The sequence below is a fragment of the Streptomyces sp. CY-1 genome (assembly GCF_047218265.1).
Classification (GTDB): Bacteria; Actinomycetota; Actinomycetes; order Streptomycetales; family Streptomycetaceae; genus Streptomyces; species Streptomyces niphimycinicus.
The window spans coordinates 10,116,569-10,138,995 of record NZ_CP178393.1; the positions used below are offsets into that span (position 1 = coordinate 10,116,569).

The 22,427-nt window shown below is 71.8% G+C and carries 11 protein-coding genes and 1 pseudogene; 5 read left to right on the forward strand and 7 right to left on the reverse strand.

Translation table 11 applies throughout. The annotated features are described in order from the left end of the window. Nucleotides 1-57 precede the first annotated feature (57 nt). Nucleotides 58-1,515 (forward strand): annotated as a pseudogene (locus tag ACK1X7_RS43450) (aldehyde dehydrogenase family protein); the annotation flags it as partial. Between the two features lie 223 nt (nt 1,516-1,738). On the opposite strand, the gene ACK1X7_RS43455 reads toward ACK1X7_RS43450, so the two are convergent. Further along, on the reverse strand, nt 1,739-2,821 hold the full coding sequence (locus ACK1X7_RS43455; protein WP_413116565.1) for an NAD(P)/FAD-dependent oxidoreductase: 1,083 nt from the start codon (nt 2,819-2,821) through the stop codon (nt 1,739-1,741). 74 nt (nt 2,822-2,895) lie between these two features. Then, nucleotides 2,896-3,768 (reverse strand): RNA polymerase sigma factor SigJ, encoded by an 873-nt coding sequence (sigJ, locus tag ACK1X7_RS43460; RefSeq protein WP_390795186.1) that lies wholly within the window; start codon nt 3,766-3,768, stop codon nt 2,896-2,898. Nucleotides 3,769-3,970: 202 nt separating this feature from the next. Between sigJ and ACK1X7_RS43465 the strand changes: the two genes are divergently transcribed. Both ACK1X7_RS43465 and ACK1X7_RS43470 read left to right on the forward strand, forming a co-directional pair. Continuing rightward, a complete protein-coding gene (locus ACK1X7_RS43465; protein WP_390795187.1) occupies nt 3,971-5,080 on the forward strand; it encodes a PP2C family protein-serine/threonine phosphatase in 1,110 nt (369 codons plus the stop codon). Between the two features lie 115 nt (nt 5,081-5,195). Next, entirely contained in the window at nt 5,196-7,847 is a 2,652-nt protein-coding gene (locus ACK1X7_RS43470) for an ATP-dependent Clp protease ATP-binding subunit (RefSeq protein WP_385151591.1), read from the forward strand. A gap of 43 nt (nt 7,848-7,890) precedes the next feature. Here the strand turns inward: ACK1X7_RS43470 and ACK1X7_RS43475 are convergent, their stop codons facing one another. Then, the gene (locus ACK1X7_RS43475; RefSeq protein ID WP_413116566.1) at nt 7,891-9,084 is read right to left on the reverse strand and encodes a CapA family protein; all 1,194 of its coding nucleotides are present in this window, start codon (nt 9,082-9,084) and stop codon (nt 7,891-7,893) included. Between the two features lie 318 nt (nt 9,085-9,402). Between ACK1X7_RS43475 and ACK1X7_RS43480 the strand changes: the two genes are divergently transcribed. Further along, nucleotides 9,403-10,254: a class I SAM-dependent methyltransferase gene (locus ACK1X7_RS43480; RefSeq protein WP_385151585.1), complete on the forward strand. Its 852-nt coding sequence runs from the start codon at nt 9,403-9,405 to the stop codon at nt 10,252-10,254. Between the two features lie 42 nt (nt 10,255-10,296). On the opposite strand, the gene ACK1X7_RS43485 is transcribed toward ACK1X7_RS43480, so the two are convergent. The 4 genes from ACK1X7_RS43485 to ACK1X7_RS43500 form a co-directional block, all read right to left on the reverse strand. Beyond that, nucleotides 10,297-12,204, reverse strand: coding sequence for a Xaa-Pro dipeptidyl-peptidase (locus ACK1X7_RS43485; protein ID WP_413116567.1), 1,908 nt, complete (start codon nt 12,202-12,204; stop codon nt 10,297-10,299). Between the two features lie 86 nt (nt 12,205-12,290). Continuing rightward, nucleotides 12,291-12,521, reverse strand: coding sequence for a DUF5988 family protein (locus ACK1X7_RS43490; RefSeq protein ID WP_385156045.1), 231 nt, complete (start codon nt 12,519-12,521; stop codon nt 12,291-12,293). Between the two features lie 26 nt (nt 12,522-12,547). Further along, complete coding sequence (locus tag ACK1X7_RS43495; RefSeq protein ID WP_216344765.1) at nt 12,548-13,318, reverse strand: AfsR/SARP family transcriptional regulator; 771 nt, start codon at nt 13,316-13,318, stop codon at nt 12,548-12,550. A gap of 744 nt (nt 13,319-14,062) precedes the next feature. Next, a complete protein-coding gene (locus ACK1X7_RS43500) occupies nt 14,063-14,875 on the reverse strand; it encodes an SAM-dependent methyltransferase (RefSeq protein WP_413116568.1) in 813 nt (270 codons plus the stop codon). A gap of 243 nt (nt 14,876-15,118) precedes the next feature. On the opposite strand from ACK1X7_RS43500, the gene ACK1X7_RS43505 reads away from it, so the two are divergent. Next, a complete protein-coding gene (locus tag ACK1X7_RS43505; RefSeq protein ID WP_413116569.1) occupies nt 15,119-22,423 on the forward strand; it encodes a type I polyketide synthase in 7,305 nt (2,434 codons plus the stop codon). Nucleotides 22,424-22,427 lie beyond the last annotated feature (4 nt).

Consider the following 22,427-nt stretch of genomic DNA (forward strand, 5'->3'; position numbering starts at 1 on the left):
CTGAAGTTCGTTCCGCGAACGCGCCTTTGGGGCGAGGGACCGTAAAGGACATCCGCTATGACCCTTCACCGCGACCTGTTGATCGATGGCAAGGACACCCCGGCCGCCTCGGGGCGCACCGCCGAGGACCTCGACCCCTACACCGGTGAGGTGTTCGCCACCGTCGCGGCGGCCGGGGCAAAGGACGTGGCGCGGGCGGTGGCCGCCGCCGACGCCGCCTTCCCGGCCTGGGCGGAACTGGCCCCGTTCGAGCGCCGTAGGATCTTCCTGACCGCGGCGGATCTGCTGGAGTCGCGCGCCGACCGGGCCGCGGAGATCATGGCCCGGGAGACCGGGGGCACCGCGCCCTGGGCGCACTTCAACGTGGGCCTGGCCGCGGCCATCCTCCGCGAGGCCGCCGCCGCGATCACCGCCCCGCGCGGTGAGGTGCTCAGCGCCCAGGAGGCGGGCGCGCTCGGTCTCGCCGTCCGCGAACCGGCCGGTGTCGTCGCGGCCTTCGCCCCCTGGAACGCCCCGGTCATCCTCGGGGTCCGCGCCGTCGCGGCGCCCCTGGCGGCAGGCAATACGGTCGTGCTGAAGCCCAGCGAGGACGCCCCGCTGGCCTGCGGGCTCTTCGTCGCCGATGTGCTGCGCGACGCCGGGCTGCCCGACGGGGTGCTCAATGTGGTCACCAACGCCCGTGAGGACGCCGCCGAGGTGGCCGAGGCGCTCATCGCCGATCCGCGCGTACGGATCGTCAACTTCACCGGCTCCACCGGAGTCGGCAGGACCATCGGCGAACTCGCCGCGCGCCACCTCAAACCGGCCGTGCTGGAGCTGGGTGGCAAGAACGCCATCATCGTCCTGGACGACGCCGATGTGGACCACGCGGTGGACGCCGCCACCTTCGGTGTGTTCATGAACTCCGGACAGATCTGCATGTCGGGCGACCGGATACTCGTCCACGAGAGCCTCGCCGAGGAGTTCACCGCGAAGTTCACCGCCAAGGTGGCCGCCCTGCCCTGCGGCGACCCGGCCGACCCGTCCACGGTGGTCGGCCCGCTGGTCGCGGCCGCCTCGGCGCGCCGGGTGGCGGCCCTGGTGAAGGACGCGGTGGACAAGGGCGCCACGGTGCTCACCGGCGGTGGCGAACCGGACGGCGCGGTCCACCCGGCGACGGTGCTCGGCGGTGTCACCCCGGACATGGACATCCACCGGGCCGAGGCGTTCGGGCCGGTCTGTGTGGTCGCCACCTTCGCCGACGACGATCGGGCCGTGGCCCTGGCCAACGCCACCGACCACGGCCTGACCTGCGGCATCATCACCGAGAACGGGACCCATGGGCTCAAGGTCGCCCGCCGTATCCGGACCGGCATCGTGCATATCAACGACCAGTCGGTGGCGGACGAGCCACAGGCCCCGTTCGGTGGCATCAAGCACTCGGGGTACGGGCGGTTCGGTGGCCGCTGGGGCATCGAGGCGTTCAGCGACACCCGCTGGATCACCCTCGCCACCCAGCACGCGCACTACCCCTTCTCAGCAGGTCAGAGGAAGTCCGCTACGGCTCGGGCAGCGCCCCGAAGGGGCGCGGGGCTGTGTCGATGTGCGGCTCCGCCGCGTGGGCGCGACCAGCCACGACGGCGCCGCAGTCGGCCGACGACGCATCGCGACACTTCCAGCGGAGCGCTTAGCGGCCGCGCGACCCCTCGGCCCATCCCGGGGACTCGGCCCGTCCCCGGGATTCAGCTCATCCGGCGGCTCAGCTCATCCCGGGGATGAGGGGCACGGCCCCGGGGCGCCGCGCCGCCAGCCGCAGCATGCTGACCGTGGAGCGCACGACCCGTTCCTTGGTACGTGCGGCCAGGCCGCCGCGCACCACCCGCTCGCGCGGGGAGTCGTCCGCCCGTACCAACTGGATCAGCCCGTCCCGGCGGCCCAGGCTCACGCACTGCACCACAAAGCGGAAGCGCAGTGGCTCCGGCTGCCGCCCCCGCGTCTCGGCGATGATCGAGGAGGCGGCGTGCGAACCGGCCGGGAGCGCGGTGGCACAGGCCATGCGCAGGGCACCTCCGGCCGGGGTGGTCATGGCCGCCGAGTCGCCCACCGCGTAGATCTCCGGATGGGACACCGAGCGCAGGGCGCCGTCGACGCTGACGCGGCCGGTGGCATCGAGTGCGATCCCGGCGGCCTCGGCCAGTGCGGTGTTCGCGGTCATCGCGGTGGCCCAGACCACCGCGTCGGTGTCGATGTCCTCGGGGCCCGCCACCCGGCGGCCCTCCTCGATCCGCACACCGAGCCCGGTGAGCGTCGCCCGGACATGGGCGCGGCCCTTCGCCGACAGCCCCGTGCCGACCTCGTCGCCGGTGATCAGCCGGACCTTCCAGGTGTGCTGGGCCTCGGCGATCTCGGCCGCCAGTTCGATGCCGGTGAGTCCCCCGCCGATCACCGTCAGCTCACCCGGGCCGTCCAGCAGCCGCTTGTGCAGTTCGGCCGCCGTCTCCGGGGTGAAGGCGCGCTCACCGGGGTCGGGGGTGCGGCTGCCGAGCGCGTACACCAGCCGGTCGTACGGAATCCGGCGGCCGTCGTCGGTGGTGACCTGCCGGGCGGCCGGGTCGATCCGGGTGGCGCGGGCGGCCGCGTGGACGATGCCGGCCCGCCGGGTCAGCGCGTCCAGCGGATGTGTGATGTCGGGCCGTCCGGCGGCCCGCTCGTGCAGCCGGACGCGCTCGGTGAAAGCGGTGCTGGGATCGACCAGGGTGACGCGGGTGTGCGGGGCCAGCCGCAGGGCGGCCATCAGCCCCGCATAGCCCGCGCCGAGTACCAGGACCTGCTGCTTCTCCATACCGGCGGCCTCCTTCTCGGGTGGTGTTCACGAGGAGGACGACATGGCGGCTCCAGATGTGACGGTGATGCCGGTCACAGGTGCGGCAGGTCGAGATGGCGGAGCTTGTCGGGGTTGACGACCACGTCGATCTCGGTGATCAGACCCTGGTGCACGGAGAACGCGAAGACCACGGCCTGGCCGGCCGTGCGGTCGGCGATGACCAGGCCCGGGGCGTCGTTGACCGCGCAACGGTGCACCACCATCGTGGCCGGGTCGAAGCCCCGGGCCAGGCCCTGGGCGAAGCGGGCCACCTTCTCGTTGCCCAGCACCGGGACCCGGGCCGCCGCCACCTTGCCGCCACCGTCCGAACGCCAGACGACCTCCGGATCCAGGATCTCCAGCAGCCCGTCCATGTCGCCGCCCAGGACCGCCTGGAGAAACGCGTCCACGGCCCGCCGGTGCTCCGCGCGGTCCACCGAGCGCCGCGGTGCCTCCTCCCGGACCCGCTTGCGCGCCCGGGAGGCCAGCTTTCGTACGGACTCCGGGCTGCGGCCGACGACCTCGGCGATCTCGGGGAACGGCACCGAGAAGACATCGTGCAGGATGAACGCGGTCCGCTCCGCCGGGGTCAGCCGCTCCAGCACGGTCAGCAGCGCCAGCCCCACCGACTCGTCGAGCGTCACCCGGTCCTCCGGACCGCCGGTCGCCACCACCGGCTCGGGCAGCCAGGGGCCGACGTACGCCTCGCGCCGCACCCGCGCCGAACCCAGCAGGTCGTAGCAGATCCGGCTGATGACGGTGGTCAGAAAGGCGCGGGGGTCGGCGACCTCGTCCGAGGGCAGCGCCTGCCAGCGCAGCCAGGTCTCCTGCACCGCGTCATCGGCGTCGGCGACCGAGCCGGTGATGCGATAGGCGACGGCCCACAGCCGGGCGCGCTGCTGTTCGAAGTCGGTCAGCTCTGCCATGTCCTGATCCTCTCGTCGGCCTGAGAGGGAGGACGAGACGGCGGCCGGAAGTGTGACAACCGCCTCCCGGGCGCGGCGATCCCCCGGCGAAGCCCGCGGCCTCGCGGGCGGTCCGGGCTCCTTCCGGCGGAGCGGTGGTGCCCTGCGGGGCGGGGCGGGGCTGGCGCGGGGGCAAGGGCAGGCGTAAGCAGTAGATGTGCACATGCGGCAGGGTCATTCGGATCTGCGCCGGCCAAGGTGGCGTACCCGCGTCTTGGTCGTGATCCCCCTGCTGCTCATCGGGTTGATCACGCTCGGCGATGTGCTGTCACCGGCGAGCGTCCGGCTCAGCCCGCTGCTGATCGCGGCCCCCGCCATGACCGCCTCGTTCGCCGGCCCCCTGCTCACCGGCTGCGTGGGGCTCCTGGCCGTCGCCGCCCAGATCGCGGTGAACGCCTCGGAGGGCTACCTCGGCCACCCCAGCCGGCTGACCGAGGTGATCACCCTGGCCCTGGTCTCGGCGATGATCGTGCTGTTCCGCGCGGTCCTCGACCGGCATATGCGCGAGCTGAACCGGGTGCGGGCGGTGGCCGATGTGGCGCAGCGGGTCCTGTTGCGCCCGCTTCCCGTCCGGGTCGGCCCGCTGCTGATCGCCTCGGTGTATCTCGCGGCCGAGCCGGGGGCGGAGATCGGCGGCGATCTGTACGCGGCGGCGCGCACCTCCAACACCACCCGCCTGATCATCGGCGATGTCCGGGGCAGCGGGCTGACCGCCGTCGCGGACGCCTCCCTGGTGCTCGGTGCCTTCCGCGCGATGGCCCACTGGCCCGTACCCCTGACCGATCTGGCGGCGCACCTGGACACCGCCCTGTCCGCCGAGCGGACCGAACCCCCCGACAAGGCGCCCGGGGCGGGGGAGTCGTTCGTCACCGCCGCCGTGCTGGAGATCCCGGACGACCAGCCGGTGGTCCGGCTCGTCAACTGCGGACATCCACCGCCGATCATGCTGAGCGACTCGGGTGTGAAGGCGCTGGAGGGCCATGCGCCCGCACTGCCGCTGGGCCTCGGCCATCTGGTGGCCGACCGGTACCACAGCGAGGTCTTCCCCTTCGCGGAGGGCGATCAGTTGCTGCTCTACACCGACGGGGTCATCGAGGCGCGGAACAGCGAGGGCACCTTCTTCCCGCTCGCCGAACGGCTCCCCGGATGGAACGGCTCCGGACCCCAGCACCTCGTCGACCGACTGCACCGCGATCTGCTCTCCCACACCGGCGGCCACCAGGGCGATGACGCCGCCCTGGTCGTCCTCGAACGCCACCGGGCGGAGCCCTGACCGCGCCCTACGGAGCGTCGAAGGGCCCGGGGCGGGGCCCGGCGTCGCCGGTGCCCGCCGCCCGCGAAACCGCCCACGAACGGACATCGGCGTCAATCGCCCTTAAACTGGTCGCATGGGCAGCGGGAATGGGGGCCCTGACAAGGGGCCCGAGGACTTCGGGCCGGATCCACTCGGCGACTTCCTCGCACGCTTCCTCGGGACCGGGCCGGCCGGCCAGCGGCCCGATTCGCGACATGTCGACTTCGGCCGGCTGATGAGCGAGAACGCGCGGCATCTCGTCTCGGCCGCCGCGTCCTACGCCGCCGAACACGGCAGCACCGACCTCGACACCGAACATCTGCTGCGGGCCGCGCTCTTCTCCGAGCCCACCCGGACCATGGTCTCGCGCGCCGGAGCCGACCCCGACCGGATCGCCGCGGACATCGACCGGGAGGCGGGAGGCGGCCCGCCGCGCAACTCGGTCGCCGTCACCCCGGCCGTCAAGCGGGCGTTGCTCGACGCCCATGAGATAGCCCGCTCACGCGGCTCCTCGTACATCGGCCCCGAACACGTACTGATCGCGCTCGCCGCCAACCGCGAGTCCACCGCCGGGCAGATCCTGGGCGCCGCCCGCTTCGAACCCAAGGCCCCCGGCCCGCCCCAGACCGGCGGTCTCACGCCGAGCGCCCCCACCACCGACCAGCGGCCCGTCGTGGACCAGCGGAAGACCCCGAACCTGGACCGGTTCGGCCGCGATCTGACCGAACTGGCCCGCGAGGGGCGGATCGACCCGGTGATCGGCCGCGATGAGGAGATCGAGCAGAGCATCGAGGTGCTCGCCCGGCGCGGCAAGAACAACCCCGTCCTCATCGGCGAGGCCGGAGTCGGCAAGACGGCCGTCGTCGAGGGGCTCGCCCAGCGGATCGCCGACGCCGATGTGCCGGACATCCTGCTCGGCCGCCGGGTCGTCCAGCTCGACATCGCGAGCGTCGTGGCCGGCACCCGCTTCCGCGGCGACTTCGAGCAGCGGGTCACCGGCATCGTCGATGAGATCCGCGCCAACACCGATGAGTTGATCATCTTCATCGACGAGCTGCACACGGTGGTCGGCGCCGGTGGCGGAGGCTCCGAGGGCGGCCAGATGGACGCGAGCAACCTCCTCAAGCCCGCGCTGGCCCGCGGCGAACTGCATGTGATGGGCGCCTCCACCCTCCGGGAGTACCGCCAGTACATCGAGAAGGACGCCGCGCTCGCCCGCCGCTTCCAGCCCATCATGGTCCCCGAGCCCACCCCCGCGGACGCCGTCGCCATCCTGCACGGACTCCGGGACCGCTACGAGGCCCATCACCAGGTCCGCTACATCGACGAGGCACTGCTCGCCGCCGTCGAGCTCTCCGACCGCTATCTGACCGACCGTTTCCTGCCCGACAAGGCCATCGACCTCATGGACCAGTCCGGGGCCCGGGTCCGGCTGCGCTCCAGCGGCCGCGGCACCGATCTGCGCGCCCTGGAACGGGAGGTCGAGCAGCTCACCCGGGACAAGGACCAGGCCGTCGCGTCCGAGAGCTATGAACGCGCCACCTCCCTGCGGGACCGCATCGCCGAACTGAACACCCGGATCGCCGAGGCATCCGGTACGCAGTACCACGGCGGGCGGGTCGCCGAGGTCACCGTCGAGGACATCGCCGAAATCGTCTCCCGGCAGACCGGAATCCCCGTCGCCAGCCTCACCCAGGAGGAGCGCGAACGCCTGCTGGGCCTGGAGGAACACCTCCATCGGCGGGTCGTCGGGCAGGAGGAGGCGGTGGCCGCCGTGGCCGACGCGGTCCTGCGCGCCCGCGCCGGACTCGCCGACCCCAACCGCCCCAGCGGCAGCTTCCTCTTCCTCGGCCCCACCGGCGTCGGCAAGACCGAACTGGCCCGCGCACTGGCCGAGGCGCTCTTCGGCAGCGAGGACCGCATGGTCCGCCTCGACATGAGCGAGTACCAGGAGAAGCACACCGTCAGCCGGCTCGTCGGCGCGCCCCCCGGATACGTCGGGCACGAGGAGGCCGGGCAGCTCACCGAGGCGGTGCGCCGCCAGCCCTACTCCCTGCTGCTCCTGGACGAGGTGGAGAAGGGGCACCCCGATGTCTTCAACATCCTGCTCCAGGTGCTCGAGGACGGCAGGCTGACGGACGCCCAGGGCCGCACCATCGACTTCAAGAACACCGTCATCGTGATGACCAGCAACCTCGGCTCGGAGGCCATCACCGGACGCGGTGGCCCCCTGGGCTTCGGCGGCGGTGACGACGAGGCCGACGAGGCGGCGCGCCGGGAGCGGGTGCTGCGCCCGCTGCGGGAGCACTTCCGGCCGGAGTTCCTCAACCGCATCGACGAGGTCGTCATCTTCCGCCGGCTCGCCGACGACCAGCTCCGGCAGATCGCCGATGTGCTGCTGGAGGAGACCCGGCGCCGGCTGCGCGCCCAGGACGTCAGCGTGGAGTTCACCCCGCCCGCCGTCGAGTGGCTGGCCCGGCATGGATACCAGCCGGAGTACGGCGCCCGGCCGCTGCGCCGCATCATCCAGCGCGAGGTCGACAATCCGCTCTCCCGGATGCTGCTCGGCGGCACGCTGCCGGCCCACAGCCATGTCCGCGTCGATGTGGAGAACGAGAACCTGGCCTTCCACACCCAGGAGGCGCAGCAGGCCGGGGGGCAGGTGGAGCAGCCGGGCCGAACGGAGCAATCGGGCCGAACGGAGCAGCCGGGCGAGCCGGGCCGTCCGGACCAGCCCGAGCCGTAACGCCACGGGGAGCGGGCCGGGGTCAAAGGGGAGCGGGCCGGGCTCAACGGCCCATCGTCAGGCCGTCCTTCTTGGCGCCCCGGCTGAGCACCGCCTCCTGGATGGTGCTCAGGGCGCTGGTGTAGCCCCGGTTGCCGGGGTTCTTCTCCAGGGCCCGGGGCAGGTTCACCAGGGAGATCGGATCGTTGTCCACGGCGTGCGGGATGTACTCCGCCTTCTTCACCTCCCACGCCTTGCCCTGAGCGGTGGGCGGGGCGAAGGTGAAGCGGGCCGCCGAGCCCATCTGGCCGCGCTTGTCGGGCATGACCCCGGCGATCTGGTCCCCCATGCCGTAGACCACCCAGGTGCCGTTGACCTTCTCGTACGCCTGGGGGATATGGGCGTGGGTGCCGATGATCAGGTCGATGTCGCGGCGGCCCCCGTCCTTGGAGGCGGTGAGCTTCTTGGCGAGCGAAAGCTGGAGCTTGTCCGGCGCCTGCTGCCATTCGGTGCCCCAGTGCACGCTGACGACGACCACATCGGCCCCGGCGCGCCGTGCGGCCCGGGCGTCCTTGATGATCCGCGCCGGATTGATGAGGTTGACCAGCCACGGCTTGCCCTTGGGGACCGGGATGCCGTTGGTGCCATAGGCGTAGGCGAGCTGGGCGACCTTGGCGCCACCGGCCTCCAGCATCGTGGGACGGGTGCTCTCCGCGGCGGAACGGGCCGATCCGGCGTGCTTGAGCCCGGCCTTGTCCATGGCGTCGAGAGTGCGGACCACCCCCTCGGGACCGGCGTCGAGGGTGTGGTTGGAGGCGGTGGAGCAGGAGTCGTAGCCGAGCCTCTTCACGGCCGAGGCGAGCTGCGGAGGCGTCTTGAAGGTCGGATAGCCGGTGAACGGCCCGTGGGTGGCCCCGTAGACGGTCTCCATATGGCAGATGGCCAGGTCGGCCCGGGCGACGACGGGCGCGGCCGCCCGGATCATGCGCTGGAAGTCATAGCCGTCACCGCCCGCGTCCGCCTGTGCCTGCCGGATGACCGAGGCATGCACCAGCAGATCGCCGGTGGCCACCAGGGTGAAGCCCTTCATGGCCCCGCTCCTGGCCGGTGCGGTTCTCGACGGCTTCTCCTCGGCCTTGGGAGTGGCCGGTGTCCCGCTGCTGCACGCGGTGGCGGCGCTGAGCAGGGCGACGGCGAGCAGCGCCGTCCGATGGCATGGGTGATGGGACACGGTGCACTCCGCACTGGTCCGGGCCATGCCGGACCCTTTTGTTCTGATTGTCGGATTGTCATATTTATTGCACGACATCCGGAGGGTTTGCGGAGTGAGGCGGGAGCTTCACCGGTTCGGCCGACCGGATGTACCCGATGGGCCCGGCTGCCCGCTGTTCGGCGCCCATCGATGGGACAATGCGCGCCCGCCGCGCGGCGGGCGCGGCCCGAGGTCCCCAGGCCGCCGTCCGACGCGTAACTCCCATGTGCACATGGGTGGTTGGCGATGCGCGCTGGGTGCGGAGCTGACACCATGGGGTGTGTCGCCCGCGACATACGGCGGGACCTCGGGGGAGGACGCTCCATGCAGAACGGCCGGCCCAGCATCACCGCCCGCGGCGCCGCCGCGTTCCGCGCGGCCCACCAGGAGCTGGAGGGCGGCCGGGTGTTCTACGATCCGCTGGCGCTCCGTATCCTCGCCGCCGACGCGGACGACCCTCTCCTCGAGGCGGCCTTCCGGCCCGAGCGCGAGGATGTGCGGCTGTCCGTGGCCGCCCGCGCGCGGTTCGCCGAGGACGCCGTAGCCGCCGCCGTGACGCGCGGGGTGCGGCAGGCGGTAGCACTGGGGGCGGGGCTCGACACCTTCGGCTGCCGCAATCCGTACGAGCCGGAGGGCCTGCGGGTGTTCGAGGTGGACCATCCCGCGACCCAGGAGTGGAAGCGCGGCCGGCTGGCCGCCACGGAGATCCCCGTACCGCCCTCACTGACCTTCGCACCGGTCGACTTCGAACGGCAGAGCCTGGCCGACGGGCTGACGGCGGCGGGCTTCGACCCGGCCCGCCCGGCGTTCTTCATCTGGCTCGGGGTGGTGCCGTATCTGACGCACACCGCCGTGCTGGACACGCTCGGCTTCATCGCGGGCCTGCCGGGCGGCTCCGGAGCCGTCTTCGACTACGGCGAGCCGCCGGACGCGCTGCCACCGGAGCACCGCGCCGTGCACGAGGCCCGCGCGGCATGGGCCGCCGAGGCCGGTGAGCCCTTCCTCAGCTTCTTCACCCCCGACGAACTCGCCCGTGACCTGCACCGGCTGGGCTTCTCCGCGCGGGAGGACATCCGCTACGGCGACCTCACGGCCCGGTACGAGAGCGGCCACCGCATGGCCGACGGGTATGCGGACCTGGGCGCCCATGTGATCCACACCTGGATCCAGGGCTGAGCCCGGACCGCGGTGGCGGCCCGGGCCCCGTCAACACGCCTGTCAGCGAAGGGACTTGGTGATTCCACCGGCGGCGGTCACCGGTACGGTGACATGGCTGCCGCCCAGGTCCACCGTCACCTTCGCCCCGGTCGGATCCTCGAAATAGAGGAAGTCGGCGTCGGTGCCGCCGAGGACCAGCCCCAGCCGATGACCCGGCTTGATCTCGTAGTCGTTCGGCAGTGTCTTCCAGGCGATCCGGTAGGACCGGCCGGGGGTCAGCGGCTCCGGGGTGGTGAGCGAGTGGCGGTTCTGGGCGTCCATCCAGCCGCGGGCGATCACCTCCGAGGATTTGCGCGCCGTCACATTGGCGGTCTTCTGGTAGCAGGCGTCGTCCTGGGCGGTGCTCTCCCCGTGGCAGGATTCCTCGTCCAGCCCCTGGAGACCGTCATGGATCCGGTTCTGCGGCTCGTTGCGGTTCCAGTCGATCCGTTCGTCCTCGCCGTAGTCCACCAGCAGCGCGGTGAGGTTCGACGTCGGTTTGTCGAGCGTGACCCGCAGATCCGCGGTGGGCGTGCCGGACAGCCGTACCCCCGTGCGCAGCGGCGGGGTGAGGAACGCCAGGCGTCCCGGATGGCTCGCCGACGGGTCGGCGGTGAGATCCGCCTCGCTCAGCTTGGTGTCGGTGAAGGTCCCGGTGCCGCTCGCGGGGCTCAGCGCCAGCGAGCCGTCGGGCCCGGGGCGCAGGGGCACCGAGGAGGTGCCCGCGGGCCAGTCGGCCTGGGTGGTCCAGGTGGTCGGGCCGGTCTGGAGATCGACCCGGGGCTCGTCCATGATTCCGTTCTGGACGCCGTAGAGCCAGTGGTCGAACCATCGGTGCACGGTGTCGACCCACTGGGCGCGCCGACCGGGCCAGTCGAACGGATCGGTGTGCCCGTAGCGGCCCAGCCACAGCTTGCGTGGCACATCGCGCTCGGCCAGCGGGGCCCACCAGTTGGCGAACTGGTCGATCCGTACGTTGTAGTCGCTGAGGTCGTGTGCGGCGAGGACGCTCGTGCGTACCTTGTTCACCTCGGGCGCCGGCCGCGCGATGTAATTGCGCTCATGCCAGTAGGCGTTGTAGTTGCCGGTGGCGTCGTCCTCGCCGGCCTGGAGCCGGTCGCGCACCGCCTGGCATTTCTGGGGTGGATCGGTGTCCAGCGCCGTCGTCAGATAGGAGGCGAAACCATTCCAGTGCTTGGCGCCGTTGGTGCGGGCGAAGTCGTACCACGAGCTGATCCCGGAGATCGGGACGATGGTCTCCAGCCCCTCCACGCCGGTGCCGGCCACGGCGTTGGCCAGCATGCCCTCGTACGAGTGGCCGATCATGCCCACCTTGCCGGTGGACCAGGAGGCTTTCACCTCGCTGCCGTCGGCCGCGTACGCCGTGGCCCGGCCGCCCAGCCAGTCGATCGTCGCCTTGGCGGCCGCCACGTCGGAGGCGCCGCCGACCGTCAGACAGCCGTCGGATCTGCCGGTCCCGGTCACATCCACATCGACCACGGCATAGCCGCGCGGCAGGAAGTAATTGTCGTAGTAGAGAGGGAACTTGACCGGGGCGCCCTGGGCGTCGTAGCTCTTCCGCTCCGACTCGAATCCGCGGCCCACGGTGTCGTTGTAGGGGCTGGCCGACATGATGACCGGCACCTTGAGACCTTGCTGGGTCTCCTTGGGCCGGATGATGTCCACCGCGACCCGGTCCTTGTGTCCATCGCCGTCACTGTCGACGGGTGTCTGGACCATGAGGTGCTCGCGCACGGCATCCGGATACGAGAACACCGGCTGGGTACGGCCGTCCACCACGTGGGCGCCGGGCGGGCCGCCGGGCTGGGTGGACGGCCGGGCCGAGGCGGGCCCGGCGGGCAGTGCGGCAAGGGCTGTCGATATCGCGACCGCGGCGATCACGGCGCCGCGCCATCGTGAGGTGAGCATGCGGACCTCCTGGCCACGGCCCCCGCCCCGGGATCAGGAGTCGGCGGTGACCGGTCGGCGATCCCGGGGTTCCGGGGCCATGGAGGCTACTCGGCGATTTTCGTACGCATGGTCCAGCGAAAGATCGCTGTGGTGATGTCAGCGGAATCGCTGACGAGTTCGAAGTGCTCGTATCCATCACGATGCTGGATTTTGAGCTTCGTGCTGGTGAGGGTCGATCGCCCGGTCCGGAATGCCCGGGGCAGATCGTCCGGTCCGCCTTCGAGGACGACCTCGATCGGGCTGCCGTCGGACAGGTAACTGACGTGATCGCTCATATGTCCACCTCCTTACGCGGTCTTCCTCATGCGGGAACATGCAGTTCCAGCCGGTCATCCGAGGTGAGGATGGCGCGCTGCATGTCCTGGAGGGCTCGGCACGGTTCGAGCCCGAGTTCCTCATTGAGCGTCTTGCGCGCCGCTTGATACACATGCAATGCGTCCGCCCGGCGGCCACAGCGGTAGAGCGCCAGCATCAACTGACGGTGGAGTGCCTCCCGCAAAGGATGCTCGGTGGTCAACTGGTACAGATCGCTGACCAGTTCGCGATGGCGGCCGAGCATGAGCCGGGAATCCGTCAGCATCTCGATGCATTCCAGCCGGGCCTCTTTCAGCCAGGTCTGAAAGCCTTCGAGGATCGGCCCGTGGCATACATCATCCAGCAGCGGATCGCGCCAGAGATCGAGCGCGCTTTCGAAAGTGGCCGTGGCCTGCTGGTAGCGCCGCTCCCTGAGATGATCCCGGCCCTCGCACACCAGCCGTTCGAAGCAGTGGAAGTCGAGGTGGTCGGGGCCCAGCCGCAGGACATATCCCGGGGGGCGGGTGAGAACGGGGCTTTCGCTCTGACCGGGCCGGCGCAGGAACTTACGGATCTGGGAGACATACACATGAAGCCCGGCGATCGCCCGGCGCGGCGGATACTCCCCCCAGATCTCCGCGATGAGCTGGTCGATCGGGACCACCTGATCGGCGCGGACGAGAAGAACGGTCAACAGGACCTCGATCTTCCGCGCCCTGATGGTTAATTTCCGCTCTCCTTCTACCACCCGGAGAGGTCCCATGATCTCATATCGCACGATGTGCCCCATCCGAGTCGCCGACGTGTGCGGTCATGGGAAAGTCGGCGCCTTTGCCGGAAGTGCCCGTGGTGTTTTCTGGGTGTTTCCTCGATTTCGAGGGCGATGTCCGTCTGCTTCCGGAGGCGCACGCCTGTGCGGGGCGGGCTCTGGTGGCTCTGTTGGTCCGCGCGGATCGCCGTCCCGGGCCGTCCGGGTGGCGCGCGGCAATTGTCACGTCCCCGGAGTCCGGCGACCCCGGAGGGGATGGGAAGTGGGCGCTTGCTGAGCCGCTTGCGTGTGGAAAGTGGTCCGGTCGCGCCCCTCTGCGCGGGGACGGGCGGTGCCGCCGGATCCACTGACGCACGCCGTTCGCGACTGCCATTACTCACCCCTCTTTTATCGCGGGCCCTGCCGAGGAATCAGAGAACGGACAAGATCGGACGCCTTCGGCGGGTGCCCCACATCGTAAGCAAGTCCTATGACTACCCACCTCACCTAGAATCCGGATATACGCGCCCTCGAGGCGGCGTCCTCGACGGTGCGGAGCGGGTATTCGCAATGCGTCCGGAAGATCGGAGTCCGGATATCCCGCACTTGAGGTGGTGCAGTCCGCGAATGAGAATACGCGGATCGCATCGGCCGGGACAAGCGAATCCTGCGAGATCATGGGCCCCTTGGCGCCGCTTTGATGAGGAGTGGAGAATTCCGGCTCCGCGGGACCCATGAAGGGGATGTCGAATAACCATCAGGTTTGTTGGTGATTCAGGGCTTGTGGGCCACCACGATCGCGCAGCCGGCGCTCGGCACGGTGGGGAGCGCCGACTTGGCGGCGTCCAGTACCTCCTGGACGCTGACCCCGTGCCGCGCCTCGAACTCCCGGCGGCAGCGCAGGATACCGTCGATCATCCGGTTGGCGGTGTCCTTCGTGTTCTCGGTGACGTCGGTCAACTCGTCGAGCACCAGCCCCGCGTCACCGATCAGACCGGGCCAGTCCTCCAGCCGGGTCAGCGAGGTGACCACATCGGGATCGGCGTCCGGCTGGTAACTGCCGTCGCTCGGCGGGGTCACATCCGTGAGCACCACCCGGCCCCCGGATCCCAGCACCCGGGCCATCTCCCGCAGCGCCGTCGGGCGGTCCATGTGATTGATCGATTCGAATGCGAGTACGGCGTCGAAAGCCGCGTCGTCGAAAGGCATGGCCATGGCATCGGCATATTGGAATGCCACATGGTGGGACAGGTCGGCAAGCCGGGCGGATTCGGTCGCCTGTTTGACCTGGAGCTCGCTGATCGTGATGCCCAGGACATGGGCACCGGTGGCGGTCGCCACCCGCATCGCGGGTTTCCCGATACCGCAGCCGACATCCAGTACCCGGTCTCCAGCCCCCACCCGCAGCCGTTCGATCAGCAGATCCGTGAAGCGATCGGTGGCCTCCTGGACCGAACGGGTATCGGACGGGCCGTCCCAGTAGCCGAAGTGGAAGTTGTCGTCCCACGCCATCTGCAGAAGCGGTCCCAGCGAGCTGTAGTAGTCCGACACCGTGCCGCCTGGTGGCACGGCCGATGGAGATGTCATGGCACTCCTCCTGTGTGCTCGGAGATCGGGTCGGCCAAGGGCGCATAAAGGGCTCACCCGCTCAGCGATGGTCATGGGTTCCGGTAACGCGTCTCTAAAGTCACCGGCCGTGGCCTATTTGGTCTTGCTTTAGAGCCGCGCCCCACGATGGGCCACGTGCTCGCACCGATCATCAATCCGGAGCGGGAGTGCCGCCCATGACCCAGAACACGCAGATGTTCTCCCAGCGCCATATGGGGTGCGATGGATAGCGCCGCGCCGACCCGGACACCTCAGCAAGCGGAGCCCATCGCCGTGGTGGGAATGGCCTGCCGCCTGCCGCACGCACCCAGTCCGTCAGCCTTCTGGCGGCTGCTGCGGCAGGGCGGGAACGCCGTCACCACCATGCCGGAGGACCGCCGCCGGACCGGCGCCGCCACCGGCGCCGCTGCCACCGGTGCCGCGGCCGGCGACGGCCCCGACCGGCCCGCCCCGGCCTGGTACGGCGGCTTCCTGGACCGCGTCGACACCTTCGACGCCTCCTTCTTCGGCATCCCGCCCCGCGAGGCGACGGCCATGGACCCCCAGCAGCGGCTGATGCTCGAACTCGCCTGGGAGTCGTTCGAGGACGCGGGAATCCGCCCCGGAACACTGAAGGACACCCCGACCGGTGTGTTCGTCGGCGCCATCTGGGACGAGTACGCCACCGTGCTGCGCCGGGACACCACCGCGGCCACCCGGCACGCCATGACCGGTGTCCACCGCAGCATCATCGCCAACCGGGTCTCCTACGGCTACGGTCTACGCGGCCCGAGCCTCACCGTGGACACCGCACAGTCGTCCTCGCTGGTGGCCGTCCACACCGCCTGCGAGAGTCTGCGGCGCGGGGAGTGCACCCTGGCGCTGGCCGGCGGTGTCAACCTCATCCTCACCGAGGACAGCATGACGGCTGCCGCCGCCCAGTTCGGCGGGCTCTCCCCGGACGGGCGCTGCCACACCTTCGACGCCCGCGCCAACGGCTTCGTCCGCGGTGAGGGCGGCGCGGCGGTCCTCCTCAAACCACTCGCCGCGGCCGTACGGGACGGCGACCCGGTGTACTGCGTCATCCACGCCGGTGCCATCAACAACGACGGCGCCACCGACGGGCTGACGGCCCCCAGCCCGGCGGCTCAGGAGGACGTGGTGCGCACCGCCCACCGGCGGGCCGGAGTCGCACCCGACGACGTCCAGTACGTCGAACTGCACGGCACCGGAACCCCCGTCGGCGACCCCGTCGAGGCGGCGGCGCTCGGCGCCGCGCTCGGCACCGCCCGGACGGACGGCACACCCCTGCCTGTCGGCTCCGCCAAGACCAATGTGGGCCACCTCGAAGGCGCCGCCGGCATCGTCGGCCTCCTCAAGACCGCCCTCGGCATCAAGCACCGCCTGCTCCCGGCCAGTCTCCACTTCACCACCCCGAACCCGCGGATCCCGCTGACCGAACTCGGCTTGCGGGTCCAGGACCGGCTCGGCGACTGGCCCCGCCCGGACCTGCCGCTGCTCGCCGGGGTCAGCTCCTTCGGCATGGGCGGCACCAACTGCCATCTCGTCCTCGGCGAAGCGCCCGCCTATGCGTCTGCCTCCGTGCCCGCGCCGGCCTCCGTGCCCGCGCCGGCCTCCGTGCCCGCGCCCGCCTCCGTGCCCGCGCCGGCCGACACCCCCGCGCCCTCTGTGGTGGCCTGGCCGATCTCCGCGAAGACCCCCGCGGCGCTGCGCGCCCAGGCCGGGCGGCTGCGCGACCATCTGGCGGACCACCCCGCCCTCTCCCCGGCCGACATCGCCCACTCCCTGGCCACCACCCGCACCGCCTTCGACCACCGCGCCGTGCTCCTCGGTGAGGACACCGACGAGCTGCTGAGCGGGCTGGACGCGCTGGCCGAGGGCGCGGAGACCCCCGGAGCGGTGCGGGGCAGGACCGCGGATGGCGGCCTCGCCTTCCTCTTCAGCGGCCAGGGCAGCCAGCGAGCGGCCATGGGCCGTGAGCTGTGTGCCGCCTATCCGGTCTTCGCCGCGGCGCTGGACGAGGTGTGCGACTGTCTGGACGCACGGCTGGCGGAGCCGCTGCACGAGGTGATGTCCGCCGGGGCCCCCTCCCCGCGGGCGGCGTTGCTCGACCGGACCTCGTACACCCAGCCCGCGCTGTTCGCCATCGAGGTGGCCCTGTACCGGCTGGCCGAATCCTGGGGGCTGACCCCCGGCCATGTGATGGGCCACTCGGTCGGCGAGATCGCCGCGGCCCATGTGGCCGGTGTGCTCACCCTGCCCGACGCCTGCGCTCTGGTGGCCGCCCGCGGCCGGCTGATGCAGTCGGTCATGGCGAAGGGGGCCATGGCCGCGCTTCAGGCCGACGCGGACGAGGCCGCCGGACTGCTCGCCGGATGGGAGGACCGGCTGGACATCGCCGCCGTCAACGGGCCTTCGTCCGTGGTGATTTCGGGCGACCACGACGCCGTCCACGCGGCCGCCGCCGTCTGGCGCGAGCGTGGCCGCAAGGCCCGGCTGCTGAAGGTCAGCCACGCCTTCCACTCGCCGCATATGGACGGCATTCTCGACGAACTGCGCGCCGTCGCCTCGCAACTGACCTTCTCCGCACCGGCCATCCCCCTCGTCTCCAACGTGACGGGACGGCTCACCACCGCCTCACAACTCGCCGCACCCGACTACTGGGCCCGGCACGCCCGCCACGCCGTGCGCTTCATGGACGGCGTGCACACCCTCCTGGACGCCGGTGTCACCACCTTCCTCGAACTCGGACCGGACGCCCCGCTCACCGCCATGACCCGCGAATGCCTCACCGCACGGCCGGGACCGGCCCCGGGGCAGGCGCGCCCGGCCGCCGTGGCGGCGCTGCGCCGCGACCGCCCCGAGGCGCGCACCTTCGCCACCGCCATGGCCCAGGCGTATGTCCGCGGCGCCGAAGTGTCCTGGGACCGGGCCTCCGCCGGGCAGCCCCGGCAGCGGGTAGCCCTGCCGACGTACGCCTTCCAGCGGGACCGCTACTGGCCCGGCACCCCACTCGAATCCACCGCGTCCGCCACCCACACCACCGGGACTGACGGCGCCCCGGACCCGGCACCGCCCACGGAAGAGACGGCCGAGCCCACCGCCGCGGCGTGGCGCCGCGATCCGCTGGACACCGTGCGGACGCAGGTGGCCCTCGTCCTCGGGCACTCCGCGCCGGGCGCCATCGATCCCGGCCTCACCTTCAAGGAGCTGGGCTTCGACTCGCTCGCGGCGACCGAACTGAGCGAGCGGCTCGGCGCGGCCACCGGGCTGCCCCTGACCGCCACGCTCACCTTCGACCACCCCACACCACGGGCCGTCGCCGACCATCTGCGCGCCCACACCGCCCCTGCCACCTCCGCCGTGTCCATGGCCACCACGCCGGGCGACGCGGGCGAACCGATCGCGGTGGTGGCCATGGGCTGCCGCTTCCCGGGCGGGGTCGACTCGCCCGAGGCGCTGTGGCGGCTGGTGGCCGAGGGCGCCGACGCCATCGGGGAGTTCCCCCGGGACCGCGGCTGGGACCTCGCGGCCCTCTTCGACCCCGACCAGGACCGCCCCGGCACCAGCTACGCCCACGAGGGCGGCTTCCTCTACGACGCACCGGAATTCGACGCGGAGTTCTTCGGCATCAGCCCCCGTGAGGCGCTGGCCACCGACCCCCAGCAGCGGCTGCTGCTGGAGACCGCGTGGGAGACCTTCGAACGGGCGGGCATCCGCTCCACCGCCCTCCGGTCCAGCCCGACCGGCGTGTTCGTCGGCGTGACGGCCCAGGACTACGGCCCCCGGCTGCACGAGGCGCCCAAGGGGCTCGACGGCCATCTGCTGACCGGCGGCACCCCGAGCGTGGTGTCCGGCCGGGTGGCGTTCACCTTCGGCCTGGAGGGGCCCGCGGTGTCGGTGGACACGGCGTGTTCGTCGTCGCTCGTGGCCGTCCATCTGGCGGTGCGGGCACTGCGGCAGGGCGAGTGTGCGCTGGCCCTGGCCGGAGGGGTGGCGGTGATGGCCGCCCCCGGCATGTTCACCGGCTTCTCCCGCCAGCGAGGGCTGGCCCCCGACGGGCGGTGCAAGCCGTTCGCGGCGGCGGCCGACGGCACCGGATGGGCCGAGGGGGTCGGCCTGCTGCTCCTGGAACGGCTCTCCGACGCCCGGCGGGAGGGCCACCGGGTGCTGGCGGTGATCCGGGGCTCGGCTGTCAACCAGGACGGCGCCTCCAACGGCCTGACCGCGCCCAACGGCCCCTCCCAGCAGCGGGTGATCCGCCAAGCCCTCGCCGACGCCCGGCTGTCGCCCGCCGAGGTGGACGCCGTCGAGGCGCATGGCACCGGAACCACCCTCGGCGACCCGATCGAGGCCCAGGCCCTGCTCGCCACCTACGGGCAGGAGCGGACCGGAGACCGGCCCCTGTGGCTGGGCTCGCTGAAGTCCAACATCGGCCACACCCAGGCCGCCGCCGGCGTGGCGGGCGTCATCAAGATGGTGATGGCCCTGCGGCACGGACTGCTGCCCGCCACCTTGCACATCGACGCGCCCAGCCCGCATGTCAACTGGGACAGCGGCGCGGTGCGCCTGCTGACCGAGCCGGTGGAGTGGCCGCACGACGAACGCCCCCGCCGCGCGGGCGTGTCCTCCTTCGGCATCAGCGGCACCAACGCGCATCTGATCGTGGAACAGCCCCCCGAGCCGGACCCCGCACCCGCCGGGGCGCGGACGGACGAGGACGACCGGCCGGTGCCCTGGGTGCTCTCCGCCCGCAGCGCCGAGGCCCTTCGGGGTCAGGCCCGGGAGCTGTCCGCCCGCATGGCCGCCGACAACACGCCGTCACCCCGGGAGGTGGGCTGGTCACTGATCACCACCCGGACGGCGTTCGAGCACCGCGCGGTGGTGGTCGGCGACGACCGCGACGAACTCACCGCCGCCCTCCAGGCGTTGGCGACCGAGGGCACCCACCCGGGCGTGGTGCACACGGGCATGGCCGCCGCCACGGGGGGCGCGGGCCCGGTGCTGGTCTTCCCCGGGCAGGGCTCGCAGTGGGCCGGGATGGGTGCCGGACTGCTGGACGCGTCCCCGGTGTTCGCCGCCCGGGTGGCGGAGTGCGAACGAGCGCTCGCACCCCACGTGGACTGGTCGCTCACGGATGTCCTGCGGGGGGCCGAAGGCGCCGCCGAGCTGAGCCGGGTGGACGTGGTGCAGCCGGTGCTCTGGGCGGCGATGGTGTCCCTGGCCGCCGTATGGGCCGAGTACGGTGTGCGGCCCGCCGCCGTGGTCGGCCACAGCCAGGGCGAGATCGCGGCGGCCGTGGTGGCGGGAGCGCTGTCCCTGGAGGACGGCGCCAAGGTCGTGGCGCTGCGCAGCCGGGCCTTGCGGCGACTCGCCGGAGGCGGGGCCATGGCCTCCCTCGGCGTGGGTGAGGAACAGGCCACGGAGCTGCTGTCCGGGCTCGCGGATCAGGCCGACGCGGTAGTGGTGGCGGTGGTGAACGGGCCCGAGTCCACTGTGGTGTCCGGACCGCCGGAGCAGGTGGCCGCCACCGTGACCGCCTGCCGGGAGGCGGGCGAGCGGGCCCGGATGATCGAGGTGGACTACGCCTCGCACAGCCCCCAGGTCGATGAGATCGCGGAGGAACTCACCGAGCTGCTCAAGGGAGTTGAGCCGGTGGGCACGTCCGGGTCCGGGGTGGTGTTCTACTCCACCGTGACCGGTGGCCGGGCCGATGCGTCCATGCCGGACACGGGCTATTGGGTGCGGAATCTGCGCGAACGGGTGCGGTTCGCCGAGGCGGTGCGGGCGCTGCTGGCCGATGGCCACCGGGTGTTCATCGAGGCCAGCACCCACCCCGTCCTCACCATGGCGATGCGGGAGAGCTTCGAGCACGCGGAGAGCGGCGCCACCGCGGTTCCCACCCTGCGCCGGGACCACGGGGACCTGGTGCAGCTCACGAAGTCGGTCGCGCAGGCGTTCATCGCCGGGGCCGAGGTGGACTGGTCGGCCGCGTTCCCGGGCGACCCCACGCCTCGTACGGTCGATCTGCCCACGTACGCCTTCCGGCGCCGGCGCTACTGGCTGGACGCCCCCGGTGGGTCCGGCGGGGACCCCGGCGCCCTCGGCCTGGTCGCCGCGGACCATCCGCTGTTGGGCGCCGCGGTGCGGCTCGCCGACGGCAGCGGCCATGTGCTGACCGGACGTCTCTCCCCACAGACACACGGCTGGCTCGCCGACCATGTGGTGGCGGGCGTGGCCCTGGTCCCCGGAACCGTGCTCATGGAGTGGGCGCTGCGGGCGGCCGACGAGGCGGGCTGCGGTGCGGTGGAGGAGCTCGCGCTGCGGCTGCCCCTGGTGCTGCCCGCGACGGGCGGCCGGTGCGTCCAGATGGTGGTGGGCCCGTCCGCCGACGACGGACGCCGCGACCTCGCGGTCTACTCCCTCCCCGACGACGCCCTTCGCGCAGGTGGAGACACCGACTGGATGTGCCATGCCGTGGGCGTACTCGGCCCCGCCGAACCGGAGAGCCGAGCGGCGGAGCTGCCCGGGACATGGCCGCCGCCCGGAGCGCGGCCGGTGGACACCGATGGGTGCTACGAACGGATCGCCGCATCCGGATACGCCTACGGAGCCGCGTTCCAGGGGCTGCGCGCGGTATGGCGGGACGGCGCCGATCTGCTGGCCGATGTGGAACTGCCCAAGGCCGCGGGAGAGCCCAGTGGGTTCGGTATCCACCCCGCCCTGCTGGACGCGGTGCTCCATCCGACGCTGCTGACCGGCGGTCCCGATGCCGGGCCGGAGCCGGACGAGGGGCGGATGTGGCTGCCGTTCACCGCGAGCGGCGTGTCCCTGTGGGCGGCCGAGGCCACGGCCGTACGGGTCAGGCTCACCCCCCGGCCGCAGGCCGCCGAGGGCGAGCGGGAACTGAGGGTCGTCGTCGCCGACGCCGTGGGCGCCCCGGTGCTGACGATCGACGCGCTGCTGCTGCGCCCCGCCGAGGCCGAGCAGCTCCGATCCCTCGACACCGGCCGGGTGGCCACCGACAGCGGCGGTGGCGGTGGCGGTGAAAGCGTACGGCGGCGTACCGCTGCCGCCGCCGAAGTGCCGTCCGTCGACTGGGCCGCCCGGCTGGCGCGGCTGTCGGCCCTCGACCGGTATCGCACCCTCCTCGGCCTGGTGCGCGACCACGCCGCCACCGTGCTGGGCCACACCGATGCCGAGGCGGTGCGCGCCGACGCCAGCTTCAAGGAGCTGGGCTTCGAGTCCCTGACCGCTGTCGAACTGCGCGATCGCCTCGCGGCCGCCACGGGTCTGCGGCTGCCCGCGGCCCTGATCTTCCGGCATCCGACCCCGGAAGGCATCGCCCACCACCTTGTGCGACGGCTGACCTCGGACGGCACCGCCGCCACCCCCACCGCGATCGTCCCGCCGAACACACAGGTGCCACGGCAGCCGACGGATGAAATGAGCGCGGCCCAAAGGCTGGAGTCCGCCTCGGCGGATCAGGTCCTTGAGTTTATTGACAACGAGCTTGGTGTGTCCTGAATGT